Raw genomic sequence first — 13,469 nt, 5'->3', positions numbered from 1 at the left:
TCCGCCGCCTAACCTTCAGGCGGCGGTCGCGTCAATTCACTGCTGCGACCGGCGGCGCGTCGCCGAACGACCACATGCGTTCGAGGTTGTAGAAGCTGCGAACCTCGGGACGGAACAGATGGACGATCACGTCGCCGGCGTCGATTAGGACCCAGTCGGCGTTGGGGAGGCCTTCGACGCGGACGGTGCGGCCCGCTTCCTGTTTGATGCGCTGCGCCAGCTTGTCGGCGATCGCCGAGACGTGGCGCGTCGACCGGCCGCTCGCGATCACCATATGATCGGCGATGCTGCTTTTGCCGGCGAGCGGGATGGAGATGGTCTCCTGGGCCTGATCCTCGTCCAACTGGTGGAGAATCAGGGCGTGAAGGGCCTTCACGCTGTCGTCCGAAGACTTGGGTGCAGGGGCGGCGCCGGGCGCGGCATCCTTACTGGCGGCTATCAAGCGGTTTCATTCCTTTCATCCATGGCCAGGCGCAAATGCGTCAACGGGTCGCGCGGAGCGCGGCCTGCATAGCTTTCGAACCAGCGGGGGTTGGCCTGCCGTAGGGCTGTCGCGGATCGCACATCGGGCGAAAAACGCAGGAACACGAGGGCAGGCGGTCTCCAGTCCGTCCAGTGACGTTTCTGGTCCGCGGGCCGGACAAAGCGCCGCAGCCAACCCATCGCCTTTGCGCCATGAGCGCGGCCATTATAACCCGGACGCGCGATAACCGCAATCGGCATCAATCGCGCAATCCCCCGCCAGTCGCGCCATTGGGGCAATTGAGCCAGATTGTCCGCCCCCATGATCCAGATGAACTGATGATCGGGATAGCGGCGGACGAGCTTTTTGAGCGTATCGATCGTATAGCGCGTGCCAAGCTCGGCCTCGATTCCCGTCGCCCGGATCGGCGATCGCCGCGCCATGCGCTGCGCCGAGGCGAGCCGCGCGGCAAGCGGCGCCATGCCCTTTGCAGGCTTGAGCGGATTGCCCGGCGAGACGAGCCACCACAATTCGTCGAGCCCAAGCGCGTCGATCGCGTGAAGGCTGATCGCGCGATGCCCGCCATGCGCCGGATTGAAGCTGCCGCCAAGGAGGCCGGTGGGGATCATAGGAGCGACTGCCAGTCGCTGCGATTATGAACGAGGCGGAGGATCATGAGCCGTGTATCGACCACCTCATATAAGAGGACGAAGGGTTGGTCCTTGACCAACAGCTTGCGCGTGCCCGCATGAACCGGCGATCCAATGGCCGGGAATTGATCCAGATTTGCGACCTGATTCCGGATGGCCCGAATCGACTCGGCCGCTTCCCGCGGCTGCCGATATTCGGTCAGCCAATCGTTCAGCGCGACCAGATCGGCGATGGCCTTTTCCGACCATATTATTCGGTGCATCGGGCCTCGTGACCGGCGATCATATCATCCATCATCTTCAGGGCTTCGGCATGATCCACTACCCGGCCCGCCGCGATATCGTCACGGCCTTCCTGAAGAAAAGCGGCAAATCGCGCCTCTTGCTCCGCGGCATGGCGAACGGCCTGCGCGATGAACCAGGCTCGGCTGCGTCCCTGCTCGGCAACGATCCGATCCACCAGTTCGAGCGTCTCGGGATCGATGCGCGCGGAAATGACGGAATGCTTGGTCATGATGGCAATGTATCATTTGTATACAAATGATTCAAGGGCGCGTCTGGCCACTTCCCCGCACCAACCATTTATAGGTGGTCAGCCCTTCGAGCGCCACCGGCCCGCGCGCGTGCAGCCGCCCCGTCGCGATGCCGATTTCGGCGCCCAACCCGAATTCGCCGCCGTCGGCGAATTGGGTCGAGGCGTTGTGCATGACGATGGCGCTGTCGACCTCGGACAGGAAGCGGTCGGCGGCGGCCTTGTCCTCGGTCACGATCGCGTCGGTGTGGCGACTCGAATGCGCGTCGATATGCGCGAGCGCGCCGGAGAGGCCGTCGACCAGGGCGATCGAGACGATCGCGTCGAGATATTCGCAGTCCCAGTCGCCCGCCGAGGCGGGTTCGACATGCGGGCTGAGCGCCGCGACCGCTTTGTCGCCGCGCACCTCGCAGCCGGCCTTGACCAGCGCATCGACGATCGCGAGCGGGGCGGGGTAGGCGCGGTCGATCAAGATCGTCTCGGTCGCGCCGCAGATGCCGGTGCGGCGCATCTTGGCATTGACCGCCAGCGGCAGCGCCTTCGCCGGATCGGCGGCGCCGTCGATATAAAGATGGTTGATCCCGTCGAGATGCGCGAGCACCGGCACCCGCGCTTCGTCCTGCACGCGCGCGACCAGCCCCTTGCCGCCGCGCGGGATGATGATGTCGACCAGCCCCTGCGCGCGCAGCAGCGCGCCGACCGCGGCGCGGTCCTGCGTCGGCACGAGTTGGACGGCGTCGGCGGGCAGGCCGCTTGTCGCGAGCCCGGCGGCGAAGGCGGCGTGGATCGCGCGGTTGCTGTTCACCGCCTCGCTGCCGCCGCGCAGGATCACCGCATTACCCGACATCAGGCCGAGCGCCGCGGCATCGGCGGTCACATTGGGACGGCTTTCATAGATGATGCCGACGACGCCGAGCGGGACGCGGACGCGGCTCAGCTCGATGCCGTTCGGGCGCACCGCGCGGTCGATCTCGCGCCCCACCGGATCGGCGAGCGCCGCGACGGCGTCGACCGCGTCGGCGATCGCGCTCAGCCGGTCTTCGTCGAGCCGCAGCCGGTCGAGCATCGCCGCGGTCAGTCCGCCGGCATGGCCGGCCTCCATGTCGCGGGCATTGGCGCCCAATATCTTCGCCGCCTGCGTCCGCAATTGACCCGCCGCCGCCCGAAGCGCCGCCGCTTTCTCGGCCGTCGTCGCGATCGCGAGCCGCTTCGCCGCGCCGCGCGCGCGCCCGCCCAGGTCGGCGATCAGCGCGTCGGGGTCGGTCAGAGGCGGCGGCGTGAGGACTTCGGCGTTCATGGCGTGGCCACTATCACGTTTCGCCTCACTCTCGAAACCCCCGTTGCGCGGCGGCACGCGCCCCATTAGTCAGGGCGGATGAGCGGGGACATCGAAAGCATCGGGGCGGCGATCACGGCAGGGCTGGCGGGTTCGGCGGTCGAGCCGCGGCACGGCGATGGGAAGGGGCGCGGCGGCGGACGCTGCCTCAATTGCGGGGCGAGCCTCGTCGGATCGCATTGCCATCGCTGCGGGCAGAACGCCGATATCCACCGCAGCTTTGGCGCGATCGGGCACGACCTCGTCCACGCGATTTTTCATTTCGAGGGCAAGCTGTGGCGCACGCTGCCCTTGCTCGCATGGCGGCCGGGCGATCTGACGCGCCGTTATATCCATGGCGAGCGCGCACGCTTCATCTCGCCGCTGGCGCTGTTCCTGTTCGCCGTGTTCCTGACCTATGCGGTGCTCGCGATGGTCGGCGCGGGCGGCGGGCTCGGTGAGGAACTGAACAAGGCCGCCGCCGAACAGACGCGCGCGGCGGCGATCAAGGACAGTATGCAGGACGAGGTCGACCGGATCGACATCGAACTGGCGAAAAAGGACTTGCCCGCGGCGCGCCGCGCGGAATTGCAGGCCGAGCGCGACACGCTCCAGAAGAGCGCCGGCTATCTCGGCATCGCGCGCAGCCGGAGCCGGGAAGAGCGCGCCGCCGACCGCGCCGCGGGGCCGCCGGTGCTCGCCAATCCGGTCGAGCAGGTGAAGACGAGCGCCAATTTCGTCACGCGCAACAAGGTCGATACCGGCATCCCCTTCATCGATCACGGCATGGAAAAGGCGTTCGCGAATCCGGCGCTGATCCTCTACAAGGTGCAGGCCAACGCCTATAAATTCGCCTGGGCGCTGATCCCGTTGTCGCTGCCGTTCCTGTGGCTGCTCTATCCGTTCAGCCGACGCTTCCACACTTACGACCATTTCGTCTTCGTGACCTATTCGATCAGCTTCATGCTGCTGATGTTCGTGGCCGTGCGATTGCTCAATCTGACGATCTTCGGCGAGCTCGCGACCTTTGCCGCGCTGTTCTACGTGCCTTTCCACATGTATCGCCAACTTCGCGGCGCCTATCGATCGTCGCGGATCGGGGCGCTGGCGCGAACGAGCCTGCTGCTTCTCTTCAGCCTGTTCGCGGTGATCATGTTCATGCTGCTGTTGCTCGCGCTGGGCGCCGCCGGCTGACGAGGAGTTGTAACCGAATCGGGCAGGGACCCGGCAAAGGGAGACATGCGATGCACCCGATTTGGGGCGAAATCGACCGCCGCCTGCTCATCAAGCTCGGCACCGCCGGGCTGGCCGCGATGGCGCTTCCCGGCGCGGCGGAGGCGATGGCGGCGCAGGGCTTTACCCATGGCGTCGCGAGCGGCGAACCCGGCGCGAACTCCATCCTGCTGTGGACCCGCTATGCCGCGCCGTCGGATACGCGGCTGACGGCCGAGCTGTCCGAAACCTTTGATTTCGCGGTCCTCGCGGGCGGCGGCAGCGTCACCGCCGAGGGCGAGCGCGATCATATAGCCAAGATCGTCATCGGCGGACTCGATCCGGGGCGCTGGTATTATTATCGCTTTATCGCGCCCGACGGCAGTGCGTCGCCGACCGGCCGCACCCGTACCCTGCCGCAGGGGCCGACGAGCGCCTTCACTCTTGCGCTCTTTTCGTGCGCGAACATGCCGTTCGGCTGGTTCAATGCCTATGGTCACGCCGCGGCGCGCGGCGACATCGACCTTGTCGCGCATGTCGGCGACTATCTTTATGAATATAAGGCGGGCGAATATCCGTCGGCGAAGGAAGCGGTGCCCGGCCGCCTGGTCCAGCCGCCGCAGGAACTGGTCGCGCTGGCCGACTATCGCCTTCGCTATGCGGCCTATCGCGCCGATCCCGATTTGCAGCGCCTCCACCAGCTTTTCCCGATGATCGCCCAATGGGACGATCATGAATTCGCCAACGACACCTGGAAGGGCGGCGCCGAAAACCACAATGAGGGCGAGGGGAGCTGGACCGACCGCAAGGCGGCGGCCGAGCGCGCGCATAATGAATGGATGCCCGTCGCCGAGATGCGCTGGCGCGATTATCAGGTCGGCGACCTGGCGACGATCTTTCTTCCCGAAACGCGCGTCACCGCGCGCGACGAGCCTTTCGATCTCGACGCGCTGCTCAAGGGGAAGCGCGACGTCGCGGCGACGCTCAAGCAGTTCGCCGAAGGGGCGTATCGCGACCCCCAACGCCAACTCATGGGAGGGGATCAGGAAAAATGGCTGTTCGACGGTTTCGCCCGATCGGTGAAGGCGGGGACGCGCTGGCAGGTCTGCGCGCAGCAGATCGTGATGGGCGCGCTGTTCACGCCGCCCGAATCGCAGAACTGGTTCGGCCCCGACCAGCCCGATTTCGTGCAACGCCGCGTCGCGGTGGCGCAGCTGGCCGCGAAGGCGGGGCTGCCGCTGAACATGGACGGCTGGGACGGCTATCCCGCCGCGCGCGACCGCCTGCTCGCCGCCGCGCAACGCGCCGATGCCGATCTCGTCACCCTGTCGGGCGACAGCCACAACGCCTGGGCATTCGACCTGACGCACGACGGCCGTCCGGCGGGGATCGAGGTCGGCGGGCACAGCATCACCTCGCCGGGGTTCGAGGCCTATACCCCCGGCATCTCCGACGAAGCCCGCGTTTCGGCGCTGCGCGCCGCGTCGCCGCAGCTTCGCTGGGCGAACACGCGGGATCGCGGCTATGTCACCGTCGGCTTCACCCCCGACCGGGTGATCGCCGACTGGCACAGCGTCGCGTCGGTCCGCTCGCACGACCTTGCCCTCACCGGCACGCACCGCATGACCGCGGCACGCGGGCGGCGGACCTATGACGCCTGACCGTCGCCCCCGCGACGGTCAGGAATAGGGCGGGCTGTCCTCGAATTCGTCGAACCAGGGGTAGTCGTTCGCGACGCTGGCGGTGAAATTCGGCGGCCGCTTTTCGAGGAAGCTCGTCACGCCCTCGGCGGCATCGGGGCTGCGGCCGCGCGAGAAGATGACGCGGCTGTCCCAGCGATGCGCGCTCATCGGGTGCGGCGCGCCCATCATGCGCCAGAGCATGTGACGGGTCAGCGCGACCGAGACCGGGGCGCTGTCGGCGGTCATCTCGCGTGCCTTGGCGATCGCGGCGTCGATCAGCGCGCCCGGCGCGTGGACCGACTGGACGAGCCCCTTTTCCTGCGCTTCGGCGGCCGAAATCAGGCGGCCCGAATAGCAAAGGTCGACCGCGTTCGCGATGCCGACGAGGCGCGGCAGAAACCAGCTCGACGCCGCTTCGGGCACGATGCCGCGGCGCGCGAAGACGAAGCCGTAGCGCGCCGTCTCGCTCGCGAGGCGCGCGTCCATCGGCAGCGTCATCGTCGCGCCGATGCCGACCGCGGCGCCGTTGATCGCGCCGAGCACCGGCTTCTTCGCCGCGAAGATGCGCATCGACACGCGCCCGCCGCCGTCGCGGACCAGCGGGTGCGACCAGTCGATCGTGCCGTCCTCGGCGACCGGACTGGCGGAGGTGCCCTCGGGAAGCTGGCGCTGCTTGTCGCTGCGCGTGTCATAGTCGAAGGTCGCGGCCCCGGCGCTGAGGTCGGCGCCCGCGCAATAGGCCTTGTCGCCATGGCCGGTGAAGATCACCGCGCGCACCGCGTCGTCGGCGTCGCACTCGTCGAGCGCGGCGATGATCTCGGCCATCATGTCGGCGGTGAAGGCGTTCATCCGCTCGGGCCGGTACAGGGTCAAAAGGGCGATGCCGTCCTGCTTGTCGAGGCGAATCTGGTCGAAGCTCATGTCTTTCTCCTTGGGGATGGGGCATGGTTGCAAGCGGTGCGGGCGAAGGCAAGCTCTGGTTTACGTAAGCGTAAAGATCGCGGGGATGACGCGCGCATGCTTTGCCGCTATAGGCCCCCAACCGCCCCGGCGCCGCGCCTCTTTCATGAGTCGCTTGTTGCCGGGGCCATTCATTTGGTTCCGACAGAAAGTCCCTGCCCATGGCCCGTCGCCGCCAGATCTACGAAGGCAAAGCCAAGATCCTGTACGAAGGCCCCGAACCGGGCACGCTGATCCAGTATTTCAAGGATGACGCGACCGCGTTCAACGCGCAGAAGCGCGGGACGATCAACGGCAAGGGCGTGCTCAACAACCGCATTTCGGAGCATGTCTTCACCCTGCTCGGCAACATCGGCGTGCCGCACCATTTCATCCGCCGCCTCAACATGCGCGAGCAGCTCATCCGCCAGGTCGAGATCGTGCCGATCGAGGTGATCGTGCGCAACGTCGCCGCGGGCACGCTGTCGAAGCGGCTCGGGATCGAGGAGGGGACGCAGCTTCCCCGCACCCTGATCGAATATTGCTACAAGGACGACGCGCTCGGCGATCCGCTGGTCGCCGAGGAACATATCGCCTGCTTCAACTGGTGCAGCCAGGACGAGCTTCACGACATCCAGGACATGGCGATCCGCATCAACGATTTCATGTCGGGCCTGTTCGCGGGCGTCGGCATCCGCCTCGTCGACTTCAAGCTCGAATTCGGGCGGCTTTACGAGGGCGATTACAGCCGCATCATCCTCGCCGACGAGATCAGCCCCGACGGCTGCCGCCTGTGGGACATGGTGTCGGGCGAAAAGCTCGACAAGGACCGCTTCCGCCGCGACCTCGGCGGCGAAGTCGAGGCGTATCAGGAAGTCGCGCGCCGGCTCGGCCTGCTGCCCGAAGGCGGCGAAAATGCCGTGCTCGATCTCGACAGCCATCGCAAGAAACGCGACAAATAAGCCGCTGTCCGGCCGGAACGCCGCCGGGTTATCCAATTGGTAACCAAGATATTGCTATGCCGCTCGCCACATCATGTGGGGGGCGGTCATGCAGGCTTCGAGTAGCGACGTGAAATCGTCGGGCAGCGCAATCAATTGGGACGTGCTGGAAAAGGTCATCGTCGTTTTGCTGCTCGGGACGCTGGCGATGCGGCTCGTTCCGTCGGCGCTGGCGGCCGGCCATTACCAGAATTGGCTGCTGCTGCTGAGCGAAGCCTGCGTCGTCCTCTTTGTCCTGCTCCGCCGCGGAACAAGCCAGATTTCGTTGCGTCCGACTGATTGGGCGCTTGGCTTCGGCGGGACGCTGGCACCGCTGCTGGTCAATCCGTCGAGCGATTCTCCGCTGCTGCCCGTCGCCCTTTGCGGTTTCCTCATGCTGCTGGGCCTGGCGGTCCAGCTCTACGCCAAATTCACGCTGCGCCGCAGCTTCGGGATCATCGCGGCCAATCGCGGCGTCAAGGTGAACGGCCCTTATCGCATCGTGCGCCATCCGATGTATGCGGGCTATGTGATGACGCACGTCGGTTTCCTGCTCAGCGGGCCGACGCTCTGGAATCTGGCGGTCTATGCGGTCGCGCTCGGCCTCAACATCCGCCGGCTCATCGCCGAGGAGCGCGTGCTGATCGCCGATCCGGCCTATCAGGATATGTGCCGCAAGGTGCGCAGCCGGCTGTTGCCCTACGTCTTTTGACGGGGGCCGGCGGCGTGCAATTCTTCTGGCATCTGTTCGACCCCAGGGGGGCCCTGCTGATCGCGCTGATATTCCTGCCGCTCGAACGCCTGATGCCGACCGACGAGAACCAGCCTGTGCTGCGGAGCGGCTGGCGGACCGATGTCGCTTATTTCTTGCTGAACCGGTTGCCGGCAGGGCTTGGCCTGATCGTCCTCGTCGTGGCGGCGGTGCTGGCGGGCGATATCCTCGTTCCGCCGACGGTCAAGGCGTCGATCGCGGCCCTGCCGCTGTGGCTGCAAGTCCCACTGCTGCTTCTGCTCGCCGACTTCGTCTTCTATGCCGCGCATCGCATGTGTCACTTCGTGCCGGTGCTGTGGCGTTTTCACGCTATTCATCACAGCGCCGAAAATCTCGACTGGCTCGCCGCCTTTCGCATTCATCCGATCGATCAGATGATGACCAAGGGGATGTCGCTCATTCCCTGCTTCACGCTGGGATTTTCGGAGGCCGCCGTCGCCATTTATTTCGTCTTTTACCAATGGCATGCGATTCTGCTGCATTCCAATGTCCGCCTGCCCTTCGGCCCGCTTCGCTGGGTGCTCGCCTCGCCCGTTTTCCATCATTGGCATCACGCCGACGATCCGCGCGCCTGGAATCGCAATTTCGGGGCGCAACTGTCGATCTGGGACCTGATGTTCGGAACCGCGCAGATGCAGCATGACGCGCTGCCCCGCAGCTATGGTGTCGAGGGCGAGGTGCCGAAGGATTATCTCGCACAGCTCGCCCATCCATTGCGCCGCCAACGGGGTGTCGGCGACCGGATTGCCGCTTCGGAAGAAGCGCCGTTTCGTCCTTAAGCCTTGATTTACCAAGCGTTGCTATTCCCGGCGCATGACGGGGGTCTCTCATTGGCTTGGCATGCGGGTGTTCCCGCCGGTTCCGGACGATATCCGGGACGATCTGGCGCTTTTGCGCGCGCATCGCATCGAGACGCTGACCCCGATGCTGTTCCTGATGCTGGCGGCGACGACGCCGACCGCCATCTATGCCGGAATCGCCACTGTCCACCCGGTCATCCGCATCGGCTTTCCGGTCATTCTCGCGCTCGTCTGCCTGCTCGGTTTCGGGACGCTGATGCAGAATCGCGGCCGCCGCATGAGCCCGCGCCGGGCGCGCCGTATCCGGATCGAGGCGACGTGGCTGTCGGCGACGATGGGGGCGATGTGCAGCGTCTGGACGGTGGTCAATTGGCTCGCCGCGTCGCCTGAGAACCACAGCTATTATGCGATGATCATGGCGATGGGCTCGCTCGCGACCGCCTACTGCCTGTCGCCGATCCGTTTCGCCGCGCTGGTCAATATCGGCATCGGGCTGGTGCCCGTCGCGGGGTTGATGCTGACCTCGGGCCATCCTGCCGAAGTCGCGGCGGGGGCGAGCCTGATCGTCGCCACCGTCTTTCTGATCCGCATGATCGTCCAGCAGCACGGCCAGCTCGTCGACCTGCTGATGCTCCAGCGCCAGATGCGCGAGCTGGCGCACAGCGACCCGCTCACCGCGCTGCCCAATCGCCGCGCCTTCGACCTTCGCCTCGCCGAAGAGATTGCGCGGACCCGCGACGGCCGTCCCTTCGCGATCGCGCTGCTCGACCTCGATGGCTTCAAGCCGGTGAACGACCGGCACGGCCATGCGGTGGGCGACCAGCTTTTGTGCGAGATCGCGGTGCGGCTGCGGCGCGCGTGCGGCAAGGATGCCATGGTCGCGCGCCAGGGCGGCGACGAATTCGCGATCCTGGTGCCCGCGGGCTCGCCGCTGCTCGAAACCGCGCTCGCCGACCATATTCTCGCCGCGCTCGCCGCGCCTTGCCGGATCGAAGGGCATATGATCCGGGTGGGCGCCAGCATCGGCGTCGTCGCCTGGCCCGAACATGGGCCGACGAGCCGCGAGTTGTTCGAGGTTGCCGACCGCGCGCTCTATGCCGCCAAGGCGATTGATCGAAGCGGCAAGTCGTCTGTCGAAAGCCTGTCGCGCCGCGCCTAGGCGGCGCTTGACCCGCCGCGCGGCCGCGGTCACATCGGCGCCATGAAATCCCATTTGCTCCGGCGTGCGTCGTTCGCGCTGTCGCCCCTCGTCCTCCTCGCCGTCGGCACCGCGCCCGTCCTCGCCAGGCAGGCCGCCGCCCCCGCGCCCGCCGCCGCGACGGTCAATTCGCAGAGCGCCGCCGCCAAGGCCTGGAATTTCGCCGCGAGCGACATCCCCGTCGATCCGAACATCGTTTTCGGCGTGCTGCCGAACGGGATGAAATATGCGCTGCTCAAGAACAGCACGCCCAAGGACAGCGTCCTCGTCCGCCTGCGTTTCGACGTCGGCAGCTTTGCCGAGGCCGACGATCAGCGCGGCCTTGCCCATGTCCTCGAACATATGGTGTTCAACGGATCGACCCATGTGCCCGAGGGCGAGATGGTCAAGCTGCTCGAGCGCAAGGGGCTTGCTTTTGGCGCCGATACCAACGCGGTCACCGGCTTCGACCAGACCGTCTACCAGCTCGACCTGCCCAATGCGTCGGACGATCTGATCGATACCGGCCTGATGCTGATGCGCGAAACCGCGAGCGAAGTGACGATCGACCCCGCCGCGGTCGACCGCGAGCGCGGCATCATCCTGTCCGAACGCCGCGCGCGCGACAGCTATCAACTGCGCAGCCTGATCGACCAGCTCGATTTCCAGATGCAGGGGATGAAGGTCGCCAGCCGCATCCCGGTCGGCACCGAGGAGGTGATCAAGACCGCCCCGGCGTCGCGCATCCGCGACCTCTATGACCGCTATTACCGCCCCGAACGCGCGACGCTGGTGATGGTCGGCGATTTCGATCCCGCCGCGATCGAGGCGAAGATCAAGGCGCGCTTTTCGGACTGGAAAGGCCGCGGCCCGGCGGGCGCCGATCCCGATATCGGCGCCATCGATTTCGCGCGGCCCGAGGCGGCCGACGATTTCATCGATCCCGCGATCCAGGATTCGGTCACCATCTCGGCGTTCAAGCCCTGGGTGGACGAGGTCGACAGCAAGGCCAAGCGCGCGCGCAAGCTGGCCGAGGATGTCGGCGAATCGATTTTGAGCCGCCGGCTCGCCAAGATCGCGCTCGATGAACATTCGCCGATCCTCGCGGGCTATTTCAGCGACAATGACGGCTGGAAACATTTCGACCAGGTCAGCATCGCCGCGGTCGCCAGGGAGGGTGCGTGGAAGGACGCGCTCGCGCTCGTCGAGCAGGAATGGCGGCGCGCCGACCAATATGGCTTTACCCAGGCCGAAGTCGACGAGCAGCTCGCCAACCGCCGCACCGCGCTCAAAAATGCGGTCGCTGGGGTCGCGACGCGGCGCAGCGACACGATGGCCGACGTGCTGGTCAAGGCCGCCGACGGCAGCTTCGTCGTCGTCCGCCCCGAAACGACGCAGGCGATGTTCGACGCGGTCGCGCCGACGCTGACCGCCGACGCGGTGACTGCGGCGTTCCGCAAGCGGATGGCGGGGCTCAGCCCCCCGCTGGCGCGCGTCACCGCGAAGGCGCCGATCGACGGCGGGACCGGCGCGATCCTCGCCGCGCTCGATGCGTCGCAGCAGGTCGCGGTCACCGCGCCCGCCGCCGCGACCAGCGCGAAATTCGCCTATGACGATTTCGGCACGCCGGGGACGGTGGTCAGCGACACGCGGATCGGCGACCTCGGCATCCGCCGCATTCGCTTTGCCAATAATGTGATGCTCAACATCAAGAAGACCGATTTCCAGAAGGACCGCGTCTATCTGTCGCTGCGCGTCGACGGCGGCAATCTGCTCGCGACCCGCGACGACCCGACGAAGGTCGCGCTGGCCGGGTCGCTGATGCTCGGCGGGCTCGAGGCGCACAGCCTCGACGAACTGCGCACCATCCTGGCCGGCCGGACGGTGAATCCCGGCTTTGGCGCGAGCGTCGACGCCTTTGGCGGCAGCGCCCTGACCTCGTCCGAGGATTTCACCTTGCAGGCCGAGCTGATGGCGGCGTTCCTGACCCACCCCGGCTATCGCGCCGACGGGCTGGCGCTGATCCGCCGCTATCTGCCGCAGCAATATGCCGCGAACGACGCGACCCCCGCCGCGGTGATCGGCCGCGACGCGGGCGGCATCCTCGCCGACGACGATCCGCGCGCGCAGACCCCGCCGCTGGACCGGCTGATGGCGCTCGACTGGAGCCAGCTCAAGCCCGTCATCGCCGACAGCCTGGCGCATGGCGCGATCGAGGTCGGCGTCGTCGGCGATATCGACGAACAGGCGGCGATCGACGCGATCGCCAAGACCTTTGGCGCGCTGCCCGCCCGCCGCGCCGCCTTCGACCCGCACGATGCGGCGCGGGTGCGCCACTATGCGACCGACCGCAGCGATCGCACGCTGATCCACAAGGGGCCTGCCGAGCAGGCCGAAATTCGCGTCTATTGGCCCGCGCGCGACGACAGCGACCTGACCGAGGCGATGCGGCTCAACCTTCTGTCGCGGGTGATGCAGTTGATGCTGACCGAGGAATTGCGCGAAAAGCTCGGCGAAAGCTACAGCCCCGGCGCGGGGGTCAGCCTGTCGGACGAATATCCCGGCTATGGGCATCTCTTCGCGGCGAGCAATGTCGATTACAAGGATCTCGCGACGACGCGCGCGGCGATCTTCGCGATCGCGAAGGAATTGCGTGACGCGCCGGTCGATGCCGACCTGCTCGACCGCGCGCGGCGGCCGCTGCTCGAAAGCATGACCAAGGCGCGGCGCGAGAACAGCTATTGGCTGCCTTATGTCGCCGAGGCGACGAGCCACGCCGACCGCCTCGACCGCAGCCGCAACAGCCTGGCGATCGTCGAAGCCGCCACGCCCGCGGAATTGCAGGCGCTCGCACAGCGCTATCTGCTCGACGACAAGGCGCTGGTGATCAAGGCGGTGAGCGACAAGGCGGGGAAATAGGGCGGCGCAGGCGTTGCTTGCGAAGGGT

Annotated in this window: 13 protein-coding genes; 7 read left to right on the top strand and 6 right to left on the bottom strand. The window is 66.6% G+C overall.

The window, feature by feature from the left end; all coding sequences use genetic code 11:
- Positions 1-31 precede the first annotated feature (31 nt).
- The 5 genes from rsfS to CVO77_RS07215 are packed head-to-tail and all read right to left on the bottom strand — an operon-like array spanning position 32 to position 2,942.
- Positions 32-442 carry a ribosome silencing factor gene (gene rsfS / locus CVO77_RS07235; RefSeq protein WP_192878882.1) on the bottom strand — a complete coding sequence of 137 codons (411 nt, stop codon included), beginning with the start codon at positions 440-442 and terminating at the stop codon, positions 32-34.
- Positions 439-1,092 carry a nicotinate-nucleotide adenylyltransferase gene (locus CVO77_RS07230; RefSeq protein WP_105998541.1) on the bottom strand — a complete coding sequence of 218 codons (654 nt, stop codon included), beginning with the start codon at positions 1,090-1,092 and terminating at the stop codon, positions 439-441. Before CVO77_RS07230 ends, rsfS begins: the two co-directional genes overlap by 4 nt.
- Positions 1,089-1,376 carry a type II toxin-antitoxin system RelE/ParE family toxin gene (locus CVO77_RS21900; RefSeq protein ID WP_105998540.1) on the bottom strand — a complete coding sequence of 96 codons (288 nt, stop codon included), beginning with the start codon at positions 1,374-1,376 and terminating at the stop codon, positions 1,089-1,091. The genes CVO77_RS07230 and CVO77_RS21900 overlap by 4 nt, the downstream gene beginning before the upstream one ends.
- Positions 1,364-1,627, bottom strand: a complete 264-nt coding sequence (locus tag CVO77_RS07220; RefSeq protein WP_105998539.1) for a CopG family ribbon-helix-helix protein — start codon at positions 1,625-1,627, stop codon at positions 1,364-1,366. The genes CVO77_RS21900 and CVO77_RS07220 overlap by 13 nt, the downstream gene beginning before the upstream one ends.
- A gap of 31 nt (positions 1,628-1,658) precedes the next feature.
- Entirely contained in the window at positions 1,659-2,942 is a 1,284-nt protein-coding gene (locus CVO77_RS07215; protein ID WP_105998538.1) for a glutamate-5-semialdehyde dehydrogenase, read from the bottom strand.
- Between the two features lie 78 nt (positions 2,943-3,020).
- On the opposite strand from CVO77_RS07215, the gene CVO77_RS07210 reads away from it, so the two are divergent.
- Both CVO77_RS07210 and CVO77_RS07205 read left to right on the top strand, forming a co-directional pair.
- Complete coding sequence (locus CVO77_RS07210) at positions 3,021-4,154, top strand: DUF3667 domain-containing protein (protein WP_105998537.1); 1,134 nt, start codon at positions 3,021-3,023, stop codon at positions 4,152-4,154.
- A gap of 50 nt (positions 4,155-4,204) precedes the next feature.
- Positions 4,205-5,833: an alkaline phosphatase D family protein gene (locus tag CVO77_RS07205; protein ID WP_192878881.1), complete on the top strand. Its 1,629-nt coding sequence runs from the start codon at positions 4,205-4,207 to the stop codon at positions 5,831-5,833.
- Between the two features lie 18 nt (positions 5,834-5,851).
- On the opposite strand, the gene CVO77_RS07200 is transcribed toward CVO77_RS07205, so the two are convergent.
- Entirely contained in the window at positions 5,852-6,775 is a 924-nt protein-coding gene (locus tag CVO77_RS07200) for a crotonase/enoyl-CoA hydratase family protein (protein WP_105998536.1), read from the bottom strand.
- Positions 6,776-6,975: 200 nt separating this feature from the next.
- Between CVO77_RS07200 and purC the strand changes: the two genes are divergently transcribed.
- The 5 genes from purC (at position 6,976) to CVO77_RS07175 (ending at position 13,441) form a co-directional block, all read left to right on the top strand.
- Complete coding sequence (purC, locus tag CVO77_RS07195; protein WP_105998535.1) at positions 6,976-7,755, top strand: phosphoribosylaminoimidazolesuccinocarboxamide synthase; 780 nt, start codon at positions 6,976-6,978, stop codon at positions 7,753-7,755.
- Between the two features lie 88 nt (positions 7,756-7,843).
- Positions 7,844-8,485, top strand: coding sequence for a methyltransferase family protein (locus tag CVO77_RS07190; protein ID WP_106000706.1), 642 nt, complete (start codon positions 7,844-7,846; stop codon positions 8,483-8,485).
- Between the two features lie 14 nt (positions 8,486-8,499).
- Complete coding sequence (locus CVO77_RS07185) at positions 8,500-9,324, top strand: sterol desaturase family protein (RefSeq protein WP_146130833.1); 825 nt, start codon at positions 8,500-8,502, stop codon at positions 9,322-9,324.
- Between the two features lie 34 nt (positions 9,325-9,358).
- On the top strand, positions 9,359-10,504 hold the full coding sequence (locus tag CVO77_RS07180) for a GGDEF domain-containing protein (RefSeq protein ID WP_105998533.1): 1,146 nt from the start codon (positions 9,359-9,361) through the stop codon (positions 10,502-10,504).
- Positions 10,505-10,546: 42 nt separating this feature from the next.
- Positions 10,547-13,441 carry a M16 family metallopeptidase gene (locus CVO77_RS07175; protein ID WP_105998532.1) on the top strand — a complete coding sequence of 965 codons (2,895 nt, stop codon included), beginning with the start codon at positions 10,547-10,549 and terminating at the stop codon, positions 13,439-13,441.
- Positions 13,442-13,469 lie beyond the last annotated feature (28 nt).

This window comes from Sphingopyxis lindanitolerans, assembly GCF_002993885.1.
GTDB lineage: Bacteria > Pseudomonadota > Alphaproteobacteria > Sphingomonadales > Sphingomonadaceae > Sphingopyxis > Sphingopyxis lindanitolerans.
Note: the sequence above shows the minus strand (reverse complement) of the source record. Positions and strands in the feature narration are given on the sequence as shown.